Source organism: Microbacterium sp. zg.Y909, assembly GCF_024626565.1.
The window spans coordinates 1-2161 of record NZ_JANJFJ010000559.1 but is presented as its reverse complement, the minus strand read 5'-3'; the positions used below and the strand labels follow the sequence as shown (position 1 = coordinate 2161).

The 2161-nt window shown below is 70.3% G+C and carries 2 protein-coding genes and 1 pseudogene; all 3 read left to right on the top strand.

Going from position 1 to position 2161, the window contains the following annotated elements; translation table 11 throughout:
* A pseudogene (murD, locus tag NQ160_RS22790) lies at positions 1-188 on the top strand (UDP-N-acetylmuramoyl-L-alanine--D-glutamate ligase); the annotation flags it as partial.
* Positions 139-1365, top strand: a complete 1227-nt coding sequence (gene ftsW, locus NQ160_RS22785) for a putative lipid II flippase FtsW (protein ID WP_257517306.1) — start codon at positions 139-141, stop codon at positions 1363-1365. The pseudogene murD and the gene ftsW, both read left to right, overlap by 50 nt.
* 18 nt (positions 1366-1383) lie before the next feature.
* Positions 1384-2161: UDP-N-acetylglucosamine--N-acetylmuramyl-(pentapeptide) pyrophosphoryl-undecaprenol N-acetylglucosamine transferase (locus tag NQ160_RS22780; RefSeq protein ID WP_257517305.1), on the top strand; the 778-nt coding region annotated here is incomplete at its 3' end.

Here is a 2161-nt window from a genome sequence, read left to right as displayed (position 1 = left end):
TGGCGGCGGGGATCGCCCGTGACGGGGACGTGGTTCTGCTCGCCCCCGCCGCAGCATCCTTCGACCAGTTCGCGTCCTACGCCGACCGCGGCAACAGCTTCGCCGCGGCGGTGCGCGAACGGATCGAAAGGGGGGCCGATGACGAGCACGACGCACAACCGCACGACACCCCCGACGACCCCGCCTGACGGCGCGTCGCGCGGGCCCGTGGCCGCGCGGATCTCGCTCGGCAAGGTCTTCGCGCCGGTGCCGAGCGAGTTCGTGCTGATCTCGTCAGCGGCTCTCCTGCTGACCTCCTTCGGGCTCGTGATGGTGCTGTCGGCCACGTCGGCCGTCTCCACGGCGGCGGGTCTGGGCCCCTTCGACACGCTCATCAAGCAGTCGGTGTTCGCGGCGATCGGCATTCCGCTGATGTTCGTCATGAGCCGGTTCCCAGTGGCGTTCTGGAAGAAGATCGCCTGGCCTGCCCTCATCGCGGCGACGTTCCTGCAGCTGCTCGTCTTCGTGCCAGGTATCGGCATCGAGAACGACGGCAACCGCAACTGGATCTCCATCGCCGGCCAGCAGGCCCAGCCCTCGGAGTTCCTCAAGCTCACCCTCGCGCTCTGGCTCGGGCTGGTGCTCTTCCGCAAGCGTTCGCTGCTGACCAAATGGCAGCACGTCTTCATCCCGGTGGTGCCCGTCGGCGGCCTCGTCATCGCGACCGTCATGGCCGGCGGCGACCTCGGCACGACCATGATCCTGGTGCTGATCCTGCTGGGCGCGCTGTTCTTCTCGGGTGTGAAGCTGCGGCTGTTCATCATCCCGCTGATCCTCGCCGCCGTCACCGTCGCCGTCCTCGCCATCCGCAGCCCCAACCGCATGGCGCGCATCATGAGCTTCCTCAACCCGAACTGCATCGAGGACTACCTCGATGGCTGCTACCAGGCGATGCACGGGGTGTGGGGGCTCGCCGCCGGCGGTGTCTTCGGGCTGGGCTTGGGCAACTCGCGCGAGAAGTACGCCTGGCTTCCTGCCGCCGCGCACGACTACATCTTCGCCATCGTGGGCGAGGAGCTCGGGCTCATCGGATGCATCGTGGCGCTGGGGCTGTTCGCGCTGTTCGCCGTCGGCGCCTTCCACGTGGTGCGCAAGACCGACGACCCGTTCGTGCGCATCGCTGCCGGCGCCATCACGGTGTGGATCGTCGGTCAGGCCCTCATCAACATGGGCGTGGTGCTGCGTGTGGTGCCCGTGCTGGGCGTGCCCCTGCCCTTCATGTCCCAGGGCGGCACGGCGCTGCTGTCGGTGCTCATGGCCTGCGGTGTCCTGCTGTCGTTCGCCCGCACCCTGCCTGTGAAGAACCTCGGCGTCGCCGCGCGCTGACGCGGGTAGGGTCGTCTGGTGACGACGTACCTTCTCGCCGGCGGCGGAACCGCCGGGCATGTGAACCCCCTGCTGGCCGTCGCTGACGGGCTGCGCGACCGCAGCCCCCAGGACACCGTGCTGGTGCTGGGAACCCGGGAAGGGCTCGAAACCCGGCTTGTGCCCGCGCGGGGCTACGAACTGCTGTTCGTCGACAAGGTGCCCTTCCCGCGTCGCCCGAACGGCGCGGCGGTGGCCTTTCCGCCTCGCTTCCTGCGGGCGATCGCCCAGGTGCGCGCGCACATCCGCGCCCACCGGGTGGACGTCGTCGTCGGTTTCGGCGGGTACGCCTCGGCTCCGGCCTACGTCGCGGCGTCGCGCGAGCGGGTCCCCTTCGTCGTGCACGAGGCCAACGCGCGGCCGGGGCTCGCGAACGTGCTCGGCGCGCGCCGAGCGGCAGGGGTCGGCGTCGCCTTCGCAGGCACGCCGATGAAGCGCTCGCGCGTGGTGGGGATGCCGCTGCGGCGCGAGATCGCGGACCTCGACCGCGAGGCGCTGCGCGCCGAAGCTGCCGCCCACTTCGGGCTGGACCCGAACCTGCCCACGCTCCTCGTCTTCGGCGGTTCGCTGGGCGCCCGGCGTCTGAACGAAGCCTTCGCCGGCGCCTGGGAGGACGTGCGGGATGCCGGATGGCAGCTGCTGCAGGCGGCAGGGGAGAAGAACGAGCTGCAGGACCCCGGCGCCCCCGGCTACGCGCTGCTGCCCTACATCGACCGCATGGACCTCGCGTTCGCGATCGCCGATGTCGTCGTCTCGC